Annotated in this window: 25 protein-coding genes; 10 read left to right on the top strand and 15 right to left on the bottom strand. The window is 68.7% G+C overall.

Going from position 1 to position 20,288, the window contains the following annotated elements; genetic code table 11:
• Positions 1 to 51: 51 nt before the first annotated feature.
• The 3 genes from nucS to EV193_RS27885 all read right to left on the bottom strand — a co-directional run bounded on the left by nucS (position 52) and on the right by EV193_RS27885 (position 2,991).
• Positions 52 to 714, bottom strand: coding sequence for an endonuclease NucS (gene nucS, locus EV193_RS27895; RefSeq protein ID WP_130347912.1), 663 nt, complete (start codon positions 712 to 714; stop codon positions 52 to 54).
• Between the two features lie 340 nt (positions 715 to 1,054).
• Positions 1,055 to 2,023 (bottom strand): hypothetical protein, encoded by a 969-nt coding sequence (locus EV193_RS27890; RefSeq protein WP_130347911.1) that lies wholly within the window; start codon positions 2,021 to 2,023, stop codon positions 1,055 to 1,057.
• On the bottom strand, positions 2,020 to 2,991 hold the full coding sequence (locus EV193_RS27885) for a hypothetical protein (protein WP_130347910.1): 972 nt from the start codon (positions 2,989 to 2,991) through the stop codon (positions 2,020 to 2,022). The genes EV193_RS27890 and EV193_RS27885 overlap by 4 nt, the downstream gene beginning before the upstream one ends.
• Before the next feature lie 75 nt (positions 2,992 to 3,066).
• Here EV193_RS27885 and EV193_RS27880 point away from each other — a divergent pair, with 75 nt between their 5' ends.
• Positions 3,067 to 3,606, top strand: coding sequence for an NUDIX domain-containing protein (locus tag EV193_RS27880; protein WP_242613718.1), 540 nt, complete (start codon positions 3,067 to 3,069; stop codon positions 3,604 to 3,606).
• On the opposite strand, the gene EV193_RS27875 is transcribed toward EV193_RS27880, so the two are convergent.
• Both EV193_RS27875 and EV193_RS27870 read right to left on the bottom strand, forming a co-directional pair.
• Positions 3,603 to 4,601 (bottom strand): hypothetical protein, encoded by a 999-nt coding sequence (locus EV193_RS27875; RefSeq protein WP_130347908.1) that lies wholly within the window; start codon positions 4,599 to 4,601, stop codon positions 3,603 to 3,605. The genes EV193_RS27880 and EV193_RS27875 overlap by 4 nt on opposite strands.
• A 58-nt stretch (positions 4,602 to 4,659) precedes the next feature.
• A complete protein-coding gene (locus EV193_RS27870) occupies positions 4,660 to 5,229 on the bottom strand; it encodes a TetR/AcrR family transcriptional regulator (protein WP_130347907.1) in 570 nt (189 codons plus the stop codon).
• Between the two features lie 78 nt (positions 5,230 to 5,307).
• Here EV193_RS27870 and EV193_RS27865 point away from each other — a divergent pair, with 78 nt between their 5' ends.
• On the top strand, positions 5,308 to 7,086 hold the full coding sequence (locus EV193_RS27865; RefSeq protein ID WP_242613717.1) for an ABC transporter ATP-binding protein: 1,779 nt from the start codon (positions 5,308 to 5,310) through the stop codon (positions 7,084 to 7,086).
• Here the strand turns inward: EV193_RS27865 and EV193_RS27860 are convergent.
• The 4 genes from EV193_RS27860 to EV193_RS27845 all read right to left on the bottom strand — a co-directional run bounded on the left by EV193_RS27860 (position 7,079) and on the right by EV193_RS27845 (position 9,803).
• Entirely contained in the window at positions 7,079 to 7,354 is a 276-nt protein-coding gene (locus tag EV193_RS27860; RefSeq protein WP_130347906.1) for a ricin-type beta-trefoil lectin domain protein, read from the bottom strand. The two genes, EV193_RS27865 and EV193_RS27860, sit on opposite strands and share 8 nt — an antisense overlap.
• Positions 7,355 to 7,368: 14 nt before the next feature.
• Positions 7,369 to 7,803, bottom strand: coding sequence for a hypothetical protein (locus EV193_RS27855; protein WP_130347905.1), 435 nt, complete (start codon positions 7,801 to 7,803; stop codon positions 7,369 to 7,371).
• 180 nt (positions 7,804 to 7,983) lie between these two features.
• The gene (locus tag EV193_RS27850; RefSeq protein ID WP_130347904.1) at positions 7,984 to 8,628 is read right to left on the bottom strand and encodes a response regulator; all 645 of its coding nucleotides are present in this window, start codon (positions 8,626 to 8,628) and stop codon (positions 7,984 to 7,986) included.
• A complete protein-coding gene (locus EV193_RS27845; RefSeq protein ID WP_423202235.1) occupies positions 8,625 to 9,803 on the bottom strand; it encodes a sensor histidine kinase in 1,179 nt (392 codons plus the stop codon). Before EV193_RS27845 ends, EV193_RS27850 begins: the two co-directional genes overlap by 4 nt.
• Before the next feature lie 110 nt (positions 9,804 to 9,913).
• On the opposite strand from EV193_RS27845, the gene EV193_RS27840 reads away from it, so the two are divergent.
• Both EV193_RS27840 and EV193_RS27835 read left to right on the top strand, forming a co-directional pair.
• Positions 9,914 to 10,516, top strand: a complete 603-nt coding sequence (locus tag EV193_RS27840; RefSeq protein ID WP_130347902.1) for a hypothetical protein — start codon at positions 9,914 to 9,916, stop codon at positions 10,514 to 10,516.
• Positions 10,513 to 10,716: a hypothetical protein gene (locus tag EV193_RS27835; protein WP_242613716.1), complete on the top strand. Its 204-nt coding sequence runs from the start codon at positions 10,513 to 10,515 to the stop codon at positions 10,714 to 10,716. The genes EV193_RS27840 and EV193_RS27835 overlap by 4 nt, the downstream gene beginning before the upstream one ends.
• Positions 10,717 to 10,942: 226 nt before the next feature.
• On the opposite strand, the gene EV193_RS27830 is transcribed toward EV193_RS27835, so the two are convergent.
• Complete coding sequence (locus EV193_RS27830; RefSeq protein WP_130347901.1) at positions 10,943 to 12,916, bottom strand: pectate lyase family protein; 1,974 nt, start codon at positions 12,914 to 12,916, stop codon at positions 10,943 to 10,945.
• A 242-nt stretch (positions 12,917 to 13,158) separates the two neighbouring features.
• Entirely contained in the window at positions 13,159 to 13,932 is a 774-nt protein-coding gene (locus tag EV193_RS27825; RefSeq protein WP_130347900.1) for an enoyl-CoA hydratase-related protein, read from the bottom strand.
• A gap of 72 nt (positions 13,933 to 14,004) precedes the next feature.
• On the opposite strand from EV193_RS27825, the gene dacB reads away from it, so the two are divergent.
• Positions 14,005 to 15,561, top strand: coding sequence for a D-alanyl-D-alanine carboxypeptidase/D-alanyl-D-alanine endopeptidase (dacB, locus tag EV193_RS27820; protein ID WP_130347899.1), 1,557 nt, complete (start codon positions 14,005 to 14,007; stop codon positions 15,559 to 15,561).
• Between the two features lie 116 nt (positions 15,562 to 15,677).
• Positions 15,678 to 15,839 carry a hypothetical protein gene (locus EV193_RS33535; protein ID WP_165401529.1) on the top strand — a complete coding sequence of 54 codons (162 nt, stop codon included), beginning with the start codon at positions 15,678 to 15,680 and terminating at the stop codon, positions 15,837 to 15,839.
• Here EV193_RS33535 and EV193_RS27815 read toward each other — a convergent pair whose 3' ends face one another.
• The 4 genes from EV193_RS27815 to EV193_RS27800 form a co-directional block, all read right to left on the bottom strand.
• The gene (locus EV193_RS27815; protein ID WP_130347898.1) at positions 15,840 to 17,006 is read right to left on the bottom strand and encodes a serine hydrolase domain-containing protein; all 1,167 of its coding nucleotides are present in this window, start codon (positions 17,004 to 17,006) and stop codon (positions 15,840 to 15,842) included. It abuts the gene before it with no gap.
• Positions 17,007 to 17,095: 89 nt separating this feature from the next.
• A complete protein-coding gene (locus EV193_RS27810) occupies positions 17,096 to 17,323 on the bottom strand; it encodes a DUF397 domain-containing protein (RefSeq protein ID WP_130347897.1) in 228 nt (75 codons plus the stop codon).
• Between the two features lie 3 nt (positions 17,324 to 17,326).
• Positions 17,327 to 17,566 carry a DUF397 domain-containing protein gene (locus EV193_RS27805; RefSeq protein ID WP_130347896.1) on the bottom strand — a complete coding sequence of 80 codons (240 nt, stop codon included), beginning with the start codon at positions 17,564 to 17,566 and terminating at the stop codon, positions 17,327 to 17,329.
• Complete coding sequence (locus EV193_RS27800) at positions 17,553 to 18,434, bottom strand: helix-turn-helix domain-containing protein (protein ID WP_130347895.1); 882 nt, start codon at positions 18,432 to 18,434, stop codon at positions 17,553 to 17,555. The genes EV193_RS27805 and EV193_RS27800 overlap by 14 nt, the downstream gene beginning before the upstream one ends.
• A gap of 96 nt (positions 18,435 to 18,530) precedes the next feature.
• On the opposite strand from EV193_RS27800, the gene EV193_RS27795 reads away from it, so the two are divergent.
• The 4 genes from EV193_RS27795 to EV193_RS34825 all read left to right on the top strand — a co-directional run bounded on the left by EV193_RS27795 (position 18,531) and on the right by EV193_RS34825 (position 20,274).
• Positions 18,531 to 18,818: a hypothetical protein gene (locus EV193_RS27795; RefSeq protein ID WP_130347894.1), complete on the top strand. Its 288-nt coding sequence runs from the start codon at positions 18,531 to 18,533 to the stop codon at positions 18,816 to 18,818.
• The gene (locus EV193_RS27790) at positions 18,815 to 19,027 is read left to right on the top strand and encodes a hypothetical protein (protein WP_130347893.1); all 213 of its coding nucleotides are present in this window, start codon (positions 18,815 to 18,817) and stop codon (positions 19,025 to 19,027) included. The genes EV193_RS27795 and EV193_RS27790 overlap by 4 nt, the downstream gene beginning before the upstream one ends.
• A 166-nt stretch (positions 19,028 to 19,193) precedes the next feature.
• Entirely contained in the window at positions 19,194 to 19,661 is a 468-nt protein-coding gene (locus EV193_RS27785; RefSeq protein ID WP_130347892.1) for a hypothetical protein, read from the top strand.
• Positions 19,654 to 20,274: a DUF3558 family protein gene (locus tag EV193_RS34825; RefSeq protein WP_423202238.1), complete on the top strand. Its 621-nt coding sequence runs from the start codon at positions 19,654 to 19,656 to the stop codon at positions 20,272 to 20,274. Before EV193_RS27785 ends, EV193_RS34825 begins: the two co-directional genes overlap by 8 nt.
• Positions 20,275 to 20,288 lie beyond the last annotated feature (14 nt).

Genomic DNA, 20,288 nt, shown 5'->3' with positions numbered 1-20,288 from the left:
ACCGCCGTCGCGGCGCGTGCACGGAACTCCCCATTCGACATCGAGACGCCGTCAGAACAGGCGGAACTCGGTCGTTTCGATCCCGCGCAGCGAGTCGTAGTCCAGCGTCACGCACCGGATCCCGCGGTCCTCGGCCAGCGTGCGCGCCTGCGGCTTGATCTGCTGCGCGGCGAACACGCCCTGCACGGGCGCGAGCAGCGGATCCCGGTTGAGCAGCTCGACGTACCGGGTGAGCTGCTCGACCCCGTCGATCTCGCCGCGCCGCTTGATCTCCACGGCGACGGTCGCGCCGACGTGGTCGCGGCACAGGATGTCCACCGGCCCGATCGCGGTCGGGTACTCCCGGCGGACCAGCGAGTAGCCGTCACCGAGAGTGGTGATGTGCTCGGCCAGCAGCTCCTGCAGGTGCGCCTCGACGCCGTCCTTGACCAGCCCCGGCTCGGCGCCCAACTCGTGGCTGGAGTCGTGCAGCACCTCTTCGATGGTGATCACGAGCTGCTCGCCGGCCTTGTTCTGCACCGTCCACACGGGACCGTCCGCCTCGGTGAGCCAGCACGGCGGGCTCATCCAGTTCAGCGGCTTGTACGCGCGGTCGTCGGAGTGCACGGACACCGAGCCGTCGGACTTGACCAGCAGCAGACGGTTGGCCATCGGAAGGTGGGCGGTGAGCCGGCCGGCATAGTCGACCTGGCAACGGGCGATCACAAGACGCACTCGGGCGAGCGTAGGCCAACCGGTTCTGTCTATCTCGGGCAAGGTCGCTGTTTTTTCTATCGAGGGCAAGGTCGCCTGGTTCGGCTTCGCCGAACGGGGTTGTGGTCTTTTTGGGTGGGTGGCTGGGTGCCGAGGGTGGGTGGTTGGGTTTCGTGGGTGGTTCAGTCACGGCTCCTCCGAGACAGTGGGCTCGTTCCTCGCCCTCTGTCTCTCCGTCACCGTAAGGGCGACCGCCCTCGACAAAGAGTTTCGACCTCAGCGTGGCTTTCGATCGGGGCGGTCAACACACCCGGCTGCGTGAAGTCGGTAGGTGGGGTAGGTGGGCCGAGGGGTGGGTGGCCTATGGGCGGGCGAGTTTGGCGAACGCGACCTCGGCGAGCTGGCGCGCCATCGTGCACGCCTGACCGCCGGTACCCGCGGTGACGCCCGCACTCGGCAGCGACACCTCGATCCTGGCGAACTCCTGGAGCTTGTCCGCGGGCGCGGGCACGTGCCGTGTGGTGACCCGGCAGCCGAGCCGGCCGGACGCGGTGGTCGGCTGGGTCTTGGCCGGGCGGCCACCGATCGTCTCCGGGTCGGGCGTCTCGCTCGTCTTGATGAACCCGAGCAGCACCTGCACCAGCGGGCCGTCGTCCTTGGTGTACCAGTCGCAGTTGTGCTTGTGCACCTGCGGCCGAGCGCGCACACCCGGCATCGACGCCGTCGTGGCGACCAGGTCGTCGGGCAGCATGGCGCACGCCTCCTGGTTGCCGAGCGACCGGTCGCCGTAGGTCCAGTGCCGCACCCGCTGGCTGCCGATCGACCGCACCGCGCCGGTGGCCGCATTGTCGGCCATGGTGCACGCGACGCCGGCCGCCAGCGGCGGACCGGAGTCGTCGTCGCGCTGGGAAACCCGCAGCACGAGCGCCATCTGGCCGGGGAAGTACAGGTTGCGCTGGCAGCCCCGCTCGGTTTCCCGCCCGCGCACCTCGACGCCGGCCGGCACGCCGGCAATGGGCACCGGGACGTTCGCGGAGTTGTTCGTCTCGTACTTGACGATCGGCCCGACGAGCAGGTTCACCTTCGTGCCGCTGTCCTCCATATAGATCAGGCACAGGTCCATGGACGGCAGATCGTCGCCGGTGCGCGGCGCGTACTGCGGCTCGACCAGGCTGCAGTAGTCCACTGTGGACACATTCCCGTACGCGCGCTCCACGGTCGTGATCGACGGGTCGGGGCTCGCGGTGCCGGCGACCACACCGGTGCACCCCGCTGCCGTCAGCACGATGGCCACGACGGCGACGAGCAGGCTCGGACGGCGGCCCGTCATGTCGGGGGAAGCAGCGGGAACGCGGCCGCGGCGATGTCCCGCGCGGCCGCACAGGCCTCGACTCCCCTGCCAGGCTCGGAAAAGGCCACGATCACCTCGGCGGTCTCGGACAGTTCCTTCTTCGTCGGCGCGCGAATGTGATAGATCACCACCGTGCACACCGACCGGTACTGGTTCGGCGCCACGGAAACCGTAGCTCCTCGGCCGGCGATGGTCTCCAGCGGAGCGCCGTACGTGGCGCCGAACGAGAAGTCGAACGTCACCAGCGCACCGGACTCGGGATCACCCCACTCGCACGCGTGCCGGCTCGGGTCCAGCGTGCCCTTCGTGCCGTGCGGCAGCCCGGCCCGCTGAGTGACCACGTCGTCCGGCGCGAACCCACACGCCTGCAGCGGTGCCCAGGAGCGCTCGCCGAACTGCCAGTGCCGCACGGACCGCTCGTTGATGTTCTTCACCATGCTGGTGACACCGGCGTCCGCGGCGGCGCACAGCTCGGCGGGGTTGGGCGGCGCGCCCTCGCCGGTCCGCTCGCTGGCCCGCGACTCGAGCGCGATCTCGTCGGCGAACACCACGAACCGGCGGCACAGGCCCGGTCGCTGCTGGCCCTCCTGCCGCACCCCGAACGGCAGGCCGGCGCGCGGGACCTGTTCACGACGGTATTGCTGCGGCTTGCGGAAGTCGTAGAGCCGCCCGATGTAGAGGCCGATCGGCGGACTGCCCTCGACGAAACCGATGCCGCAGCCCTTCATCGCGTCCAGCGCGGTGATCGGCTGGGCGAACGTGGCGAGCGGCTCCTCGTCGGCGAGGCTGCAGTACTCGATGGTGGCGAAGTCGCCGCCGATAGCCTGTGCCGCGGTCAGCGGCGGCGGCCAGGCGGGGTCGGGCGATCCGTTGCCCGCCACCGGTTCGGCGCACCCCGCGAGTACGAACATGACCAGGGCGGCCATCGCCCACACTCTCCGCCGCATTGTGTACTCCCCTGTTCATCACCGCGGCACCAGCCTAATCCGGGCCGGTTTCTCAGATGAGGCAGGATCGACGCCGTGGAGTCGAATGCCTCACGTCAGGTGTACGCGAATCCGTGGATGACCGTGCGAGAAGACGCGGTGCGCCGGCCGGACGGCACCGAGGGGATCTACGGCGTCGTGGACAAGCCGGACTACGCGCTGGTGATCCCGCTCGACGGCGAGCGGGTGCACCTGGTCGAGCAGTTCCGGTACCCGTTGTCCATGCGACGCTGGGAGTTCCCGCAGGGCACCGCACCCGATCGCGCGGACAGCGATCCGGCCGAGCTGGCCGCGCGCGAGCTGCGCGAGGAGACCGGGCTGCGGGCCGGTTCGCTGACCGAGATCGGGCAGTTGGACGTCGCTCCCGGCCTGTCCAGCCAGCGCGGGCGGGTGTTCCTGGCGACCGAGTTGACCGAGGGTGAGCACGAGCGGGAGCACACCGAGCAGGACATGACCTCGGCGTGGTTCCCGCGCGGCGAGTTCGAGGCGATGATCGCGCGCGGCGAGATCACCGACGCGCAGTCGGTCGCCGCGTACACACTGCTGCTCCTGCACGAGCACGCGCAGCCGATCTAAACCGGCGGTAGTTTCGCGAAAGCGGCGCCGGCCAGGCCACGGGCGATTGTGCACGCCCGATCGTCCTGCCCGGGTTCGAACAACTCGACGTACACGGCGGCGCCTTCGGTCAGGCCCGGCCGCGGCCCACGCAGATTCACCGTGAACACCTCGCATCCCGAGCCGATGGTCAGACCGTCGGGCAACACGTACGACCGGCGACCCGCGATCGTCTCCTCGATCGCGTCGGGCGGAACGTCGAGGGAGAGCGGCCGCAGCATGAAGGCAAACAACGCGCGTGCGGAATCTCGGTCCCATTCGCACTCGTGACCGGTCGGATAGCGTTTCGTGGAAACACGTTGCGCGTCGAGAGCGATGGCCACGGCCGATGCCGGGATCATGTCGCAGGCGGCCAACGTCGAATAGGATCGATCGCCGTATTCGAAATGCAGGGCCGTGCCACCACGAACCATCTTGAGCGCCGTTTCCAGTGCGGCATCGGCCACTTCACACATGTGTCGTGTGCGATATTCGAGGTTTCGGCCATCCGGCTCGGCGAGGGCGACATTGACCCGGAGCCGCATCTGATCGGCGAACACGATCTCGCGGCCGCACATATCCTCTTCTTCGAACTTGGCCACGGTGATGCCGGCGGGCAGATCAGCCACCTGGTGCGGCGACGTCGGCATGCTGTCGCGTGTCTCTCCATCCATGGGCTCGCCGACAACCAGCACCATCGGAACGCCGTTCTTGGACACGGTGACCTGACATCTGTCCATGGAGACGTCGATCTCGGCGACGCCGCTCACTTTGTCGATCACGGCGCGGTCGACGAGACTGCAGAAATCGACGGTCGCGATATCGCCCAGCGCCGCGGCACTGGTCAAGGGCGGTTGCGGCCGGGTGTCCATTGACCCCGTTCCGGTGACCACTTCGGTGCAGCCGGCCGCGATTGCCAGGAAAAGCGCGACGCATGCCAATCGAATACGCGCCATTCGCCGCCCCCAGCCGTTCACGAATCAACCCCAGCGATCGGCTATGTCGCCAGGGGTAGCGCTTCCGTTACAGGGTGCGTCAGGTCGCGATCGACTTTCTGACGGTCCGAAGGCACAGGACGAGCGCGTCGAACTTGGAGGCGCCGTTTTCCCGCACGTGCGACCACGCCGCGTACAGCAGAGCCCAGAGGGTTTGCTGGACCCATTCCGGCGACAGTTCCCGGTCCATCACCCCTTCGGCGTGCCCGCGTTCCACCAGCCGCAGGAAGTCCCGGTCCGCCTCGGTGTACTCCTCCCATTCGGGGCAGGCCATCAACTGCGGGTCGTTGAAGATCAGCATCAGCAGGTCGCCGAGTTCGAACATCTCCTTGCAGAACCGCTCGAGCGCCTCGACCGGGCCTCCCTCGCCGAGTCGCGCGCGCTCGTTCGCGACCGCGATCTTGTCCAGCGCGTCGTTGCTCAGCGCCTGGAGCAGGTCCGAACGCTCGGCGAAGTACCGGTGCACGGTGGTGCGCCCGACCCCGGCCGCGGCCGCGATGTCGCCGAGCGAGGACGCCGGATCGCGGGACAGCGCGCTGACCGCGGCGTCCAGGATCGCGCGCCTGGTCCGTGCTCGTGCGCCGGTCTCGGCGGGGCCATCGACAACCATATGCAGCACCGTACACCGGTGCCGCCCCAGAACGGAAAGTCCGTTGACACGATGGAACACCAATGTTCCACTTGGGGCATGGCAAGTATCGAGGGGGACAAAGAAGCTCCGAACCGTGCGCGCATGGCGATCCTCTGGTCGTTCGCCCGACCGCACCTGCGCACGCTCATCTTGGGACTGGTGCTCGCACTGATCGGATCGGCGATGGGCCTGGCCACGCCGATGGTGACCAAGTGGGTGCTCGATTCGCTGGCCGGCTCGGAGTCGCTCAGCGGCCCGGTGCTCACCCTGCTCGCGCTGATGATCGTCGGCGCGGCGGTCCTGCTGTGGCAGTGGACGCTGCTGGGCGCGCTCGGCGAGCGCGTGGTGTTCGACGTCCGGGAGTCGATGGTGCGGCGGCTGTTCCGCGCCACGATTCCCGCCGTGACCGGGAGGCCGTCCGGCGAGTTCGTCACCAGGGTCACCTCGGACACCCTGCTGCTGCGCGAGGCCGCCTCGTCCAGCGTGATCGGGCTGGTCAACGGCGCGGTCATGCTCGCGGGAAGCATGGTGCTGATGGGCGTGCTCGACCTGGTGCTGCTCGGCACGACCGTCGCGGCGATCGCCGTGGTCGGCGTGGTGTTCGCCCTGTTGATGCCGGCGATCGCGAAGGCGCAGGAACGGGCGCAGGATCACGTCGGCAAGCTCGGCGGCGCGCTGGAGAGCGCGGTGCGCGCGATCCGCACGGTGAAGGCGAGCCGCGCCGAGGACCGGCAGGCCGATCGAATCCTCACCGAGGCGCGGGCGTCGGCCGACTACGGCATTCGTGCGGTGCGGCGCGAGGCGACGAGTTGGACGATCGCGTGGTCGGGCGTGCAGCTCGCGATCATCCTGATTCTCGGGATCGGCGCGTGGCGGGTCAGCCAAGGTCAGCTCGAGGTGTCCAGCCTGATCGCGTTCCTGCTGTACGCGTTCGGCCTGATCGACCCGATCACCGAGCTGACACAGAACACGACCGCGCTGCAGTCGGGCATCGCGGCGGCCGGCCGGATTCGGGACGTCGAGGCGCTCGAGATGGAGGCGGACGAACGGCGGCCCGTGCCCACGAGCGGCCCGGTGAGCGGGGAGAACGTGCTGGAGCTGCGCGAAGTCGTCGCCGCCTACGGGCCGGACATGGAGCCGGCCGTCAAGGGTGTGGACCTGGCCGTGCCGAAGCGCGGTCACGTGGCGATCGTCGGGCCGTCCGGTGCGGGCAAGACGACGATGTTCTCGCTGATCCTGCGGTTTCTCCGGCCCCAGAACGGCGAGCTGTACCTGGGCGGCCGGCCGTACGGCGAGTACACGCATGACGAGTTGCGCGCGCACCTCGCCTACGTCGAGCAGGAGGCGCCGATCGTGCCGGGCACGATTCGGGAGAACCTGCTGTTCACCCACCCCGACGCGAGCGAGGAGGAGCTGCGCGAGGTGCTCGGCGAGGTGCGGCTGCTGGAGAAGATCGACTCGTTGGACGACGGGCTGGACACGCCGCTGTCGTCGACCGCGGTGTCCGGCGGCGAGCGGCAACGCATCGCGCTCGCGCGGGCGATCCTGCGCAGCCCCGACGTGCTGCTACTCGACGAGGCGACCGCGCAGGTGGACGCGCTCACCGAGGCGGCGATCCACGACTGCATCCGCCGGCGGGCGAGCACCGGCGCGGTGGTGACGATCGCGCACCGGCTGTCCACGGTGCTCGACGCGGACACGATCGTCGTGATGGAAGCCGGCCGGGTGCGCGCCATCGGTGATCACGAGCGACTGCTCGCCACCGACGACCTGTACCGCAAACTGGTCGAGGCGCTGCGGATCGCGAACGAAAGCGAGACGGTGTCGATCAGTTAGTACCACAGGGCCTTTCCGCGTGTCGTGAGCCAGGCACCTTCACCGAGCCGTCCTGGTCCACGGCGAGGCAGTGATCAGACGGCAGCCGCAGCGTTCCGTCGGCCGCGGCGATCCAGGCCTGGTTCAGCCCGCCACCGCACGCGTACAAGATCGCCCGCACGCCGTCGGCGACCCCGCCCTCGGCGTCCATGCAGTTGCCGCCGAGTCCGGTCACCGGACCGCGCACCGAGTTGCCGATCGCCAAGACCTGGGCCGTCCCGCCGTTCACCGTGTCGATTCTGGTCATCGGCTTGCAGGCGTTGTCACTGCTGCTCGTGCTGGTGACCTTCGCCGTGATCGAGCCGCCGTTGGCACCGGCAGGCCGAACCGCGCGGCCGAACCGGGCTGGTCGTAGCAGTTCGCCCGCGGGTCGTTCCACTCGAAGTACTCGGTCCAGTCGACCATTCCGCCGGTCGAGATCGCGGTCGCCGCGTTGCGAATGCTGCCGAGCTTGAGCGCGACGCCGGTCGTGGTGTCGGTCGCGTTCCACACCGAGAACAGGAACGTGCGCGGCTTGCCGCCGTTGCTCCGCATGCCGATGTAGGCGCCTTCGCCCTTGTTGAAGCCGAACTGGTGACTCCAGAAGATGTTGGACTGATAGCCAGGGTCGTACTCGGGCGTTGTCGACCAGGTGACGTCGGTCAGTTCCGTTGTGCCACCGGGAAAGCCGTAGTTCATGTACGTGCCCGGCGTGATCCCGATGGCGGTCGCACCGGCGCGGCGGCGGCGACACCTCGGGCGACCACCGCGATCAGAGCGGCGACACCCGCGAACACGACTTCGTTCGCTTGGCAACCGCGACGGAGCCGGCAGGTGCACAGCGCGGGACTCACCGGTGCAGGGCGCGGGACTCGCGAGTTATGACAAGCCGGCGTCTCGGGCGACCATCGCGGCCTGGAGGCGGGAACGCAGATCCAGCTTGGTGAGCACCCGCGACACGTGCGTCTTCACCGTCGTCTCCGCGATCACCAGCCGCGCGGCGATCTCCGCGTTGGACAGCCCGTCTCCCAGGCACGCCAACACATCCCGCTCCCGCTCGGTCAACTCCGCCAACCCCGGCGGAGCCGCCCCGACCGCGGGCGCGGCATCGGCGAACGCGGTCAGCAGACGCCGGGTGACACTCGGCTCGATCACCCCGTCCCCCGCCGCCACCGAGCGCACCGACGCCACCAGCCGCACGGCGTCCACCGACTTCAACAGGAACCCGGCGGCACCGGCTCGCAGCGCCCCGTACACGTACTCGTCCACGTCGAACGTGGTCAGCACGAGCACGAGCACGTCGCACACGCCGCGCAGCCGTTCGGTCGCCTCGATCCCGTCCATCCCCGGCATCCGCACGTCCATCAGCACCACGTCCGGCCGCAGCGCCTCCGCCCGGCGCACGGCGGCCGCGCCGTCGGACGCCTCGGCCACCACCTCGATCCCGTCCGCGCCGTCCAGGATCAGCGCGAGCCCCGCCCTGATCGCGTCGTGGTCGTCCGCGATCAGCACCTTGATCGTCACGCTTTCTCCTCCCCGACAGGCAGTTCGGCCCGCACGAGCCAGCGGTCGTCGTGCCGGCCGGCGCTCACCAGCGTGCCCCCGACCGCCTGCGCCCGCTCGGCCATGGTGGCCAGGCCCGTGCCGCCACCGGTGCCCGACGACGAGCCGGTCAACTCGTTGACCACCTCGAGAACCAGCGTGCCCTCGCACCCCCGCACGGAGACGCTCGCCGCCGCCCCCGGCGCGTGCTTCACCGCGTTGGTCAGCGCCTCCTGCACGATCCGGTACGCCGACAGGTCGACCGCCGCCGGCAGCTCACCGTCCACAGTGGACTCCACGCGCACGCGCAGCCCGGCCGCGCGCGCCGAGTCGATCAGCGGATCGAGATCGCGCAGCCGGGCCGGCGCGGTCCGCTCCATCGACTCCGTGTCGTCGGACCGCAGCAACCCGATCATCGCGCGCATCTCGGTCAGCGACGCGACACTGTTGTGCCGCACGGACTTCAACACCGTACGCGCCCGCTCCGGCATGTCGTCCACAGTGGACAGAAGCGCCTCGGTCTGGATGGCGATCGCGGACAACTGCCCGGCGATCACGTCGTGCAGATCGCGCGCCATCCGGGACCGTTCGGCACCCACCGCCGCCTGCCGGTCCAGTTCGGCGATCCGCGCGACATCGTCCGCACGCGCCCGTTCCGACTCGGCGATCTCCCGCTGCGTGCGCACGTTCACCGCCCACCACACCGGGATCAGCGGGATCGGGCACACCTGCAAGATCGTGAGCACCCCGCGCCGCCAGTCGTCCGCGAACGACATCGACACCACGGCGGTGGTCAGCACGAGCGTTCCGGTCAGCACCATGATCACCCGGCTGGTCCGCCGGGAGCCGTACAGCGTGGCGCAGTAGAGCAGGTCGGTGAGCACCAGCAGCACGGGCAGGCTCAGCCCGAGCGCCACGTCGATCACCGCGGCCACGAGCCCGACCAGCAGCCCCGGTACCGGGTACGTCGTGCGGAACACCTGCCCCACACACATGACCGCGAGCAGGACCAGCGACGGGAACCCGGCGACCGGCAGGAACGGCACCGCCGGCAGCGACACCGGAAGCCCGCTGTACAGAATGCTGCCGACCCCGAAGCAGACGACCGCCACCAGCACGTCCCAGCGCCGCGCGCGCGGAACGGCGGAATCGGTCACGCGGCCCATCACAACACAGCCTCGGCGCGCTCGCGTCATTCGAAGGAAGTACCACGAATGGCTCGCATCGCCGACGCGGTGACACCCTCGCCGCCGCCACGGTTGTACTCGTGGACGCGATTATCGACAAGATCTCCGAGAACCCGCTGGTGGCGCTGATCGCCATCTGCGAGGTCGGCTTCTGGGTGGTGCTCGCCGCCGGGCTGTGCGCGCGCTACCTGCTGCGCTGGCGGCGCACGAGCAACGTGCTGCTGGTCAGCACGCCGCTGTTGGACGTGGTGCTGCTGGTCGCGACGGTGTTCGACCTGCGGCGCGGTGGCGAGGCGACGGCGGTGCACGGCATCGGCGCGGCGTATCTGGGGTTCAGCGTCGCCTTCGGGCACTCGCTGATCGCCAAGGCGGACGCGTGGTTCGCGCACCGGTTCGCCGGCGGGCCGAAGCCGGTCAAGGTTCCGAAACACGGCCCGATCCGTTTGCGGCACGAATGGGTGCTGTGGCGGCGGTGTGCGCTCGCCTGGCTGATCGCCAACTCCGCGATGGCGTTCCTGGTCTTCGTGGTCGGCACACCGGACAAGACCGAGGCGCTCTGGGCCGCCCCGTCCGGCTGGATGGTGCGGCTCACCGTCGTGCTCGGCGCGTGGTTGCTGTTCGGTCCGCTGTGGCAAATGGGGTCGAACGCGGGAAACCGTGACGAGGAAAGGGAAAGCGTATGAAAATCGTGACCGAGGTGGTCGGAATCGTGCTGCTGGTGCAGGGCATCGGCGGTGCCATCTCCAAGATCGTCGACGGATCGAAGAGCTGGTTCCTGACCCGGCACGTGCTGCCGGAAGGGCTACAGATCCCGGCCAGCGTGATCATGGTGCTGATCGGCGTGGCGCTGCTCTGGTCAATCCGAGACCGCCAGCGCACCTGAGCGCACTGGTCGTGGTCGTGCCGCGAGTCCCGCGCCCTGCACCGGCGAGTCCCGCGCCCTGCACCCGCGAGTCCCGCGCTGTGCACCGGCGAGTCCCGCGCTCAGGCACCGCGAGTCCCGCGTGCCGGGGGTGAAACGGGTGTGTCCCGCGGATCCGGGGATCCGCGGGACACACCTTTGGCCGCGGCGACGGGTCGATGGGGAGACGCCGCGGCCGGCCTGTGGGTTATCGGGGGACTCGCAGGAACAGCGACTGCGCCGGGTCGGTGGCGGCGGTGTCCACACCGCGCCCGGCGTAGTTCGCCGTCTCCCCACCGGACCAGTCGGCGATCGGGCCGCCGTCCCGTTCGAGGTGCTGGTACCGCCCGCCGCCCCAGCCGTACTGCTGCACCGTGTGCGCGTCGCCGCCGTTGGGCCGGTAGTCGGCGAACGGGCCGCCCTGGACCGACTGCTTGGCCATCGCGTTGTTGAAGAAGACGTTCTGCGGACCGGTGGCGCCGGACCACTTGACCGCCTTGCGGCCGGCACCCCACCAGATCGGGTACCAGGTGGTCTCGCCGTCATCGCCGGCCACCTCGCCGCCGCAGTTCGCGGTGCACCGGGACGGGCCGTGCGCGAACGGAATCCGGACGGTGTTCAGCTCGAACAGATTCCGCCGCTCCCAGCCGCCGTGCATGTTCAGATCGCTGTCCAGGTCGTTGCGGATCACCACGTTGCCGGACGCGGACCACTGCATGGTGAAGTGGCGCAGGTTGCGGCTGATGTTGTCCGCGTACACCGAGTCCCACACGCGGCTGCCGCGGAGATATCCGTTGCCGCCCTTGCCTTTGTTCCACGCGCCGTCGAACGTGTTGTTGACGATCGCCAGGTTGCGCGCCTCCTCGGTGACCACCGGGTGCGAGCCGGTCATCTCGATCTTCATATTGCGCACGAAGCCGTCCGCCGCCCACTTGAACACGATGCCGTGCATGGCGTACTCGGGCGCGAAGTTGCCGTAGTCGTTGCGCACCTTCTCCGGCGTGAGGTCGTCGTAGCTGCCGCCGCCCGCCTTGGGCAGGCCCTTCATGTCCTGGGTGAACGAGAAGCTCTCGAATCCGACGCCGATCACCGGGTCGGCCAGCGGCGCCAGCTTGCTCTCGTACTCCGCGCCCTCGATCTCCGGCGCACCGTCCGAAGTGGACTTGATCGGCACGTCGAACTCCAGCGGCCCGTCCAGCGTGACGGTCTTACCCTCTACCGCCGCGACGCGGTGGATCCGTTGCCGCATATGAAGGTTCTGCAGTTTGTGCTCGGTCGGCAGCGCCTTCTGCTCCTCGTACATCTTCATGGTGTTCGCGGCCCGGACGTTCACCAGCGCGCCCGGCTTGAGGTCGCCGTCGGCCTTGGCGACGTGCACCACGGTGTCACCGGCGCGGGCGGAGTACTCGCCGTCGCCGGGCTTCGGGGCCAGCTTTAAGCCGGCCTTCCAGTGCGCGTTAACGGTGCCCTTCACCAGGTCCTGGCGGTTCGGCTCCCGACAACCGTCCACATAGGACTTCTCGATCTCCTGACTCTGCACGCGGAACAACCCGCGACCCGGCCAGATCCAGCCGCCCTTCGGGCCCTTGCCGCAGGTCATCGCGTCCTGGTCCCACTGCGAGCCGTCCTTGGTGAGCGTGTCGTAGCGGGTGTTCTCGTCCGGCCGGAACACCACGCGGGTGCTGTGTCCGGCGCCGCGAATCGTCAGGTAGTCGGCGTCCACCCAGAGCTGACGAGTCACGGTCAGTGTGCCGGCCGGCAGGATGATCAGCGACAGCTTGGTGAAGCTCGCCTTCGGCGAGCACGACGTGCGGATGTCGTCGATCGCCTTCTGCAGGCCCAATGAATCATCCGCGTCGTCGTCCGCACGCACGCCGTAGTTCGCGGCCAGTTCGCCGGGTGTGGTGCGGCAGGCGGCGTCGGGGTTGTAGTCACCGGCGGCCGGCAGGTTCTCGCCGCCGCGATAGCCGGCCTTGCTCCAGTCGGGCAGGCCGGGGATCGGTGTGCGCCGGTTGCCTTTGCCCAGGTCAAGCCCCTGCGGCAGCGGCACGGGCGCCGGCTCGTTGGTGTCCACGACACCGCCGGCCTGGCCGGCCGCCGCGCTCGCGTTGCCAGTGCTGTCACAACCCGTGAGCGTGATCGCGGCGACCGCGACCAACCCCAGGATTCGGTAGTACTTCATGTCTCGCCCCATCGTGATCGACCCTTGTCGACCACTCAGATGCACGAGCTACCACTTCGGTTCCATCCGCAAAGCACTTCTTCACGACTGCGACCGACGGACTTTAGCGGGCTAAAGTACCGGCCTTAGCCGGGTAGAAGCCGCTACTCTACGAAACATCCACAGGTCAGGGGCCTGTGGATGAGTGAGTTGACATGGCGGACGGGATATGCGTCCGTACTTTATCCCGCTAAAGTACGCGGTCAGTCGGGCCAGACTGGACGGCGCTTCTCCAGGAAGGCGGCCATGCCCTCCTTCGCGCCGTCCAACTGCGACGCGGCGGCCATGACCTCCAGCGCGATCGCGTAGGCGTCCGCCTCCGGCCGGTCGAGCTGGGCGTACACGGTGCGCTTGCCGAGTGCCTTGCTGGCCCGGCTTCCCTTGGTGGCACGGGAAAGCAGCTCGTCGACGGCCTCGTCGAGCCGCTCGTCCGGCACCGCCTTGTTGATCAGTCCCCACTGCTCGGCGGTAGCCGCGTCGATCACGTCGCCGGTGAGCACCAGCTCCATCAGCCGCTTGCGTCCGACCGACCGCGCGACCGGCACGGCGGGCGTGTGACAGAACCACCCACCCTTTCCACCCGGCAACGCAAAGCCCGCCGACTCGGCCGCCACGGCCAGATCGCAGGACGCCATGAGCTGGCAGCCGGCCGCCGTGGCGAGCGCGTGCACCCGGGCGATCACCACCTGCGGCACGGACTGGATCGTGCGCATCAGCTCGGTGCACAGCGTCAGCAGCTCGCGCACGCCGAGCAGGTCGCGCGCGGCGACATCGCCGAAGTCGTGGCCGGCCGAGAAGACCTTGCCCTCGCCGGCCAGCACGATGCCGGAAGCGTCGGTCTCCCCCGCCGCCCTGAACGCGTCCAGCAGATCGGCCAAGTGCTCCTCGGTCAGCGAATTCCGTTTGGCCGGCCGGTTCATGGTGATCCGGACCGTGTCCCCGTCCTGCTTGACCAGCACGTGCTGGTAATCCGTCATGTCATCGAGGGTATCGCCGAGAACAGCGCCGGTCTGGTTGGATGCCGACACCCCGCACCCGGAGGTGTCGCCATGCGCCGTCCTCGTCTCGCCGTCCTGTTGACCGCCGCGCTCGCCGTCGGTGCGGTCGCCAGCGTGCCCGTGTCCGCCGGAGTGGGTGATCCACTCGGGCCGGACCTGGACGCGATCCTGGCCAACCCGGCGCTGCGCGGCGCGGACGTCGGCCTGGTCGTGCGCACCGCGGACGGCTCGCGAACGCTGTACCGCAGGGCAGGCGACCGGCGCCAGCAGCCCGCGTCCACCATCAAGCTGGTGACCAGTGCTGCCGCGCTCGAACTGCTGGGCCCTGATCACCGGTTCGCCACCACGGTCGCCGCCGGCGGGCCGTCGTCCGGGCCGGTGCTGCGCGGCGATCTGTACCTGCGCGGCACCGGCGATCCGACCATGCTCGCCAAGGACTACGACGCGCTCGCCGCACGGGTCGCCGCGGCCGGAATCCGTTTCGTACAAGGAAAACTCGTCGCCGACGACACCTGGTTCGACACCTCGCGGCTGGCCTCGGGCTGGGCCTGGGACGACGAGCCGTACTACTACAACGCGCAGGTCTCCGCGCTGACCGCGGCACCGGACACCGACTTCGACACCGGCTCGGTGATCGTCAAGGTGGCGCCGGCCGCGCCAGGAGCCGCGCCGGCGGTCACCACCGACCCGCCGACCGACTACGTGAAGATCGCGAACACGGCGGTGACCGGTACCGCCGGATCGCCGTCGACGCTGTCCGTCGGCCGGGAGCACGGCGGCAACACGATCACCGTGTCCGGCTCGATCCCGGCGGGTGCCGCGCCGACGAGCGAGTGGATGGCGGTCTGGGAGCCGACCGACTACGCCGCCGCCTTGTTCCGCGACGCGCTGGCCGCGCACGGCGTGCGGGTGCTCGGCCCGACCACCCGAGGCGCCACGCCGCAGAGCGCGCGCCGGCTCGCCGAACGCCGGTCGATGCCGTTGCGCGAGCTGCAGGTGCCGTTTCTCAAGCTGAGCAACAACTTGGTGGCCGAGATCCTGGTGAAGTCGATCGGGCGCAAGGTATCCGGCGTGGGCAGTTGGGACGCCGGGCTCGCCGCGATCGACACCGCGCTGCCCGGCCTCGGCGTCGACCCCACCACCAAGTACACGGTGGACGGCTCTGGTCTGTCCCGAATGGACAACCTCTCCGCGGACGCGCTCACCTCGCTGCTGATCGCGGCGCGCGGCAAGCCGTGGTTCAACGAGTGGTACGACGCATTGCCGATCGCCGGACGGCCGGATCGCCTGGTCGGCGGCACCCTGCGCAACCGGATGCGCGGGACGCCCGCCGAGGGCAACGTGCACGCGAAAACCGGCTCGTACACCGGCACCAGCGGCCTGGCCGGTTACGTCACCGCGGCCAACGGCGAGCACCTGGTGTTCGCGATCATCGCCAACAACAACCTGACCGCGAGCCTGCGCACCATCGAGGACGCCGTGGCCGTTCGCCTGGCCAACTACGACGGCGACCAGGACATCGCGCGGCCGGCGAACGTCCCGGCCCAGCGCACCGAACCCCGGTCCCGTCGGGCCGATCTCGAGTGCGCCTGGACCAAGACCTGCTGACCTGCTAGTTGTGCCGATGTGACAAGTAACGGCGTGTGTGCCCGGAATTGTCGGTGGTCGGACTTACTCTGCTTGTGGCAGAAGGAGAACCGGCTCTAAGGACGGACTGATGGGCCATGGTCACCGACGACGACCGCGAACAGCTCGGGCTAGCCGCTGAACTGATCACTCGTGTGATCGAGCGGCATCGCAGCGAGGACTTGCGCGTGCTCAGCATTCTCAACTCCGCGATCCAGGATCTCCGCGTCAGCGAGCGCTACCTCTCCGCGCAGCCGTAGTCAGTCCAGCCCATCGCGTCCGGGTGTGCAGAGGGCGACGTCGAGCGTGCGCCGCAGCTGCTTGGAGGCGTGGGAGCCGGTCTGCGCGGTCATGTACACGGTGGCTTCGCGGCCCGAGGCGTTCCGGGCGGACCAGGTCCCGACGCCAAGCAGATCACCGTCGTGGCCCCAGGCGTCGCCGCCGCAGGTCAGTGGAATCCGCATGAGACCGAGACCGAAGCCCGCGTTCGGCCCGCCCGGCGGTGGCGGCATCGCGGTCTGCATCTCGGCCAGCATCCGGCCCGGCAACAGGCGGCCGCCGAACAGTTCCCGCCAGAACTTGTTGAGGTCCGCCGGCGTGGACACGAGGGCTCCGCCCGCACCCAACAGGGACGGCTCGAACGCGGTGGCGTCGACCAGCGGGCCCTGAGGATTGGTCTTGTCCAGCATGTAGTTGCGCGCGTGCCGGCCGCGGATCCCGGTGTCCCCCGTCGCCGGCCAGTAGGTGTCGTGCAGCCCGGCCGGCCGGATCACCAGATCGGCCATCGCCGTGCGAATGTCCTTGCCGGTCAACCGTTCCACGAGCATCCCGGCGACGATGAACGCGGTGTTGGAATACGCCTGGCCCTTGCCAGGGGCGAAGTCCGGCTTGTGCGCCAGGCTAAGCCGGACCAACTCCATCGGCTCCACGCGCCGCAGCGGGTCGAACGGAACCAGGTACCTGGTGTAGTCCGACAGGCCGCTGGTGTGCTGCAGCAGTTGGCGCACCGTGATGTCGCGGCCGTCGATCTCCACGCCCTCACCGGTGCCCTGCACCAACCCGGGAAGGTAGGTCTCGATCGGCGCGTCCAGCTCGACCCGGTGATCGGCGACCAGGCGCAGCACCGCGACGGCGGTGACCGACTTGGCCACGCTGGCGACCCGGTACGAGTCCGTGCCCGAGACCATCGGGCGGCCGGTGCCCAGCTCGGCGGTGCCGGAGGTGACCGTCACCGACCGGCCGTGGCGGTCACGTATCTGGGCCAGGGCACCGGGAATCCGGTCAACACTCGTCAGCAGATCGAGTTCGGCCTGCACGGCGCCGGTCACCGGATTGCGTTGCGCGGCGGCCGGTGACGACGCGACGACGGCGGTGGTGAGCGCCACCGCCGCGACGGCAGCCAGCGCTCCCCTTTTTCTGAATGTCATCTGTCAAGCCTGTTGCCACGCCCGCCTCGCGGCCATGGCGCCAGCACCCGAAACCGAGGTAGGGCTTGTCCCCCTCGGCCAGATGGTGGCTACGCCACCGTGTGCAGCAGCGCGTGCCAGCCGGCTGCCGTGAGGTCCAGCACCGGCCCGGCTGTGTTCTTGGAGTCGCGCACGGCCACCCCGTCACACACGCAACGCCCCACCTCGACGCAGTCGCCGTTGGCAGCGCTGTAGCTGCTCGTGCGCCACGCCGCCTCGACACAACCACCGTTGCCGGCGCTGAAAGTGCTCTTGCGCCAGACGAGATCCGTGCCCATCGGCTACACCACCGTGTGCAGCAGCGCGCGCCAGCCGACCACGCTCAGGTCCAGCACCGGGCCGTCGACGTTCTTGGAGTCGCGCACGGCCAACCCCTCACACACGCAACGCCCCACCTCAACGCAACTTCCACCGTTGCCACTGAAGCTGCTCTTGCGCCACGCCGCCTCGACACAGTTGCCGTTGCCGCCGCTGAAGCTGCTCTTCTGCCAGACAAGACCTCGCACGTCAGGCCCGGTCATGTTCATCGTGATCCTCTCGATCCGCATAGAGTTCGGTCGCAATGCTGGCTATCAACTCCTTCGATTGTCCCTCAGGCAAAGCGCTCCGATCCAGTGCCGCGAGGATATTCGCGTATGCGCCGATCTCGATCGGCTTCTCCAGGAACAGGCTCGACGTCTCGCTCTCCAGGTACACGATCTTCTTGAAGTTGCTGACGTCCATCAAGCGGAACGACCCGGTCATCGCCGCATGCGCGCCCATCGCCGTCGGGACCACCCGCAGCGTGAGGTTTCTGCGCACGGACAACCGCAACAGGTGGTGAAGCTGGTCTGACATCGTCGCCAAGCTGCCCACTGGCGTCTTGAGGACGGGTTCGTGCAAGAAGAACGTCAATCGTGGTGGCTGCGGCTTGCTGAGCAAGCCCTGCCTGGCCAGCCGCGCGTAGACCCGATCATCGACCTCTTCGGCAGGCACGTTGACGTTCCTACTGATCACTGCACGGGCATAGTCGCCGGTCTGCAGCAGACCGGACACCATCGACGCCTCGTATTCCCCAATGGCGCTGGATTTGTTCTCGTAGTCCATCAGCTCGCGTAGCTGCAATGGCAGGCGCGAACCGTGAGTTTGGAGCAGGCCGGGTCTGTTCTGGTCCGTGCACAGCTTCATCAGGCGCACGCGCTCCGGCCCGATCACGCGGCAGGTCGCGAGCCACGCCGACACGTCGTTGCTCGATCCACCCCGTGTGCCGGCCAGCAGGCGCGACACCTTGCTGTGCGACCAGTCGAGCTGGCGCGCCATCTCGCTGGCGTTGTAACCGGCACTGTTCATGGCTTCGCGCAACCCCTCACCGAGCGCGCGACTGCGTATCGTGGGTTCCCTGTCCTCCATGAGCCACGAACGTATTCTGTGACCGTGGGACACGACCGCGATTGTCCTTCGATCGGGCTAATGCCTTGTCCCACAAGCGAAGTGTTCGCTTCAAACATGACTCGGCTCATCAGCCACGCGGACGCCGTGGCCAGATATCCGGCACTGGACGCGTTGCCGACGCACGTCGACTGGCGCTGGGAGGTGCGCCCGCTCGGCCCCCGGTGCGGCGCCGAACTGTGGGGAAGCACCGTGGTCGACGGCACGAGGGGCGTCGGCATCTTCATTTACCGCGATCACGCCAAGGCCATTCGAATCGACCAGGGCGGCTACCCCGCGCAGGTCACCGGCACCCTCCCAATCGCCGTCGACACCGCCGCGAAGCTCCTGGACGGCCGCTTGTGACCGCCCCGCCGTCCGGCCTGTGGGCACTGGGGCTGATCGGCCACAAGATCCATCTCCGTCTGCCCGTCGCTGACGATCTTGCTGGTTGGGCGGTCTGCGGCGCGCTGGTTGACCTCGTGGCGCTCGACCCGACCCGCACCGACGACGCCCGAGTCTGTCACCGCTGTCACGAATGGGTGACCACGCATTGCGCCCGCTACCTCGAATAGCCAATAGGCCGTTGGTGTGATTCGGTTCGATATCGTCACGGTTGGCCTGTCCGCTCGAATACTGTCGCCTGCGGTGCATATGGGAGCGTGCCTGTCGTATTCGAGCGAGGGGAAGTGGGGGCGATGGCCGCAGACTGGGAGACGCCGGATTTCCAGAAGCTCGGGGTTGCCGGGCTCGCCGGAGTGGAACGCCAAACGAGCCGAGGCGGAGCGCCGGATCACTGAGGCGACCGCGGCCCGCCGGCGGCAGCTCGCCGAAGCCGCCGCGTGTGGCGAGCCACCACCGCCGTACCCGGCACCTGGCAAGGGCAAGCACGTGTCCGCCGACCTCAACCACCTCGATGCCATGGTCAAGATGGGCGACCGAATCCTCGAACGGTACGAGTGGCAGGAGAAGACGCTCCGAGTGGCGATTCAGCATGCGGTGCCGCCGGCACCGGACTATTCGGGGAGCAAGGTCCAGGCCCAGGCGCAGCGCGCCTACGCCGAGGCGGAACTCGCCCGTGTACGCGTGGAGATGGCGCGTGCCCGGCAGGTGCAGGACGAGTTGCGGGCGGCGTTGACGCAGATGCGGCAGACCGAGGAAGCCAACCAGCGGAAGTTTCGAGGTAAGGGTGGTCCTGGTGATGCGTAATACCGCCGTGAAGACGGTCGTGGGTGCCGCGCTGGTCGCTGTCCTGCTCGCTGGATGTTCGAGCGGGAACGCTCAGCCACCGCCAGCCTCATCCGACAATCCGACGACAAGTGCCGCGTCGGCCACTACGACCGTGGTATCGACGACGCGATCGTTGCCGAGCGCCGGTGCGCCGAAGGTTGAGCGTCCGTTGGATGCGTCCGCGGCGGTGGCTGATCCATGCGCGGCGGCGATCTCTCCACGCCTGGTGCAGCAGTTGAGGTTGCCGCTTCCGGGGAAGCGGGAGGGCAGGACCGTGGACTGCACATGGAACGCCGTGCGAACGGCCTTGACGCAGGTTGATTTCATGGTGGACCAGCGTGGCTTGACGGACACTTACCGGAAGCATCAGGCGGGTCACTATCGGCGGTGGGAGCCGACCACGGTTCTTGGATATCCGGCTGTGATCGCCGACCCGGCTCCGGGCCCAGACACGTGCGACCTCACTGTCGGGGTCTCTGATTCCCTGACGTTCAGGTCTTTCACGACGAGTTATCCGGTGAAGGATCAGGCGTGTGCTCATGCTGTTCGGGTTGCCGAGGCCGTGATCAGGACTTTGCAGGGGGCGGGGTAAATGCGCGCGGACGA

This window comes from Herbihabitans rhizosphaerae, assembly GCF_004216555.1.
Lineage (GTDB): Bacteria > Actinomycetota > Actinomycetes > Mycobacteriales > Pseudonocardiaceae > Herbihabitans > Herbihabitans rhizosphaerae.
This window is presented reverse-complemented; position numbering and strand designations above follow the sequence as displayed.